The organism is Lacinutrix cladophorae (genome assembly GCF_053604645.1).
Map to the genome: position 1 here is coordinate 1 of NZ_JBSHNR010000024.1, position 1,396 is coordinate 1,396.

The 1,396-nt window shown below is 30.4% G+C and carries 1 protein-coding gene; it reads left to right on the forward strand.

What is annotated here, in order from left to right; all coding sequences use genetic code 11:
- The first annotated feature begins 93 nt into the window (after positions 1 to 93).
- Positions 94 to 585 carry a hypothetical protein gene (locus tag ACVC3Y_RS00095; RefSeq protein WP_452225713.1) on the forward strand — a complete coding sequence of 164 codons (492 nt, stop codon included), beginning with the start codon at positions 94 to 96 and terminating at the stop codon, positions 583 to 585.
- Positions 586 to 1,396: the final 811 nt, after the last annotated feature.

The window sequence follows — 1,396 nt, forward strand, 5'->3', positions numbered from 1 at the left end:
AAACCGTTGTGCTTAATTTGAGAAAAACAGAAAAAATTACCACATGCAAATTAATGAGTTGAACTTTTAATAATAGAACGAAAGAAGATAATTATGAAAGAAATACTTGAAGAATATGCTTTGATTGCTGAAATCATATCAGCCCTTGCAGTTATCATTTCATTGATTTTTGTTGGATTACAAATAAGAAGTAATACAAAAGCAACACAAGCCTCAACTTTTCATGAGATTGCGGCTCTAGATATTCATATACTTCTAAGTTTAGGTTCTTCAAAAGAAACATCAAGAATAATTTCAACTTTCCGAGCGAATCCAGATGCCTTAACCGAAGATGAACATAATCATGGTTTTCACTTATTTGCTGCAGAGATAAGGCACGTTGAGAATCTATTTTTACAGAACGAAAACAAAATGTTGAGTAAAAAAAATTGGGAATCTAGAAAATCCTTAGTTGATGGAATGGTACTAACTCCTGGCTTTGGAGCATTATTAGAAAGTCCAAATAAACAATTTTTTGACGGATCTTTTATTCAATACGCAGAAAGTTTAAGAAAAAAACACTTGAAAAAGGATGGCGACTTTTAAAGTAAAAACTAAGCACAACAACGTGTATAACCAATTGCTTGGTTCTAGCCTACTTGGAAATTCCTAACGGAATTTCCTCTGGTTCGTTTTCTTTTGTTAACTTAGTTCCAGCCAACGCAACTAGCCATACACAAAACCGTTAGCTTTAATGCTCTAGCAAGTTTTCGGAATTGAAAAAAGGCTAGTTTATTTTTCGATTTTTTTTTGAGTTTTAAGAAAGTAAAAACCGAAAAACTATGTTTCCGAATTTTAAAAAACATGTTGAATTCTCACTCAAACTCTGAATTGAATTGCGCCTATCTTTTTAGCTCGTTTGCGGAATCGAAAACTGAATTGAAAACTCGGAATCTCACTCAATCGGAATTTAGGAGTTGCGGAATTAAAGGAAAAAAATGAATGAATAAAGCAATTAGTAGAACATTTAAAATTTACAAATACTTAAGTCTTATTTTCATCTTAAGTTATGTGATTTATATAGTCATTGATGATTACAATTTTATAATTAATTATTGGAATACAAATTGGAAAGATTATTTAAAAATTTGGTCAGTTTATCTTTTTATGTACTTTGTAGCATTCACTATATACTTTTGGATAATTTCTATAATTATTATCTTTTGCTATTATAAAATATATAAACGAATTAAGAATAATCAAAGCACTAAAAGCTAACAATGCATATATTTTATTGCTAGGTTCTAGCCTGCTTACGAAAGTCCTCGCGGACTTTCTATTCGGTTTTTATTTACTAACTTAGTGACTTAATCACGCAACAAACCATATGCTAAACCGTTAGCACCAATATAAACTG

Bases quoted from the DNA above. Each gene is read 5' to 3' on its own strand.
- ACVC3Y_RS00095 (WP_452225713.1), top strand. From the start codon at position 94: ATGAAAGAAATACTTGAAGAATATGCTTTGATTGCTGAAATCATATCA.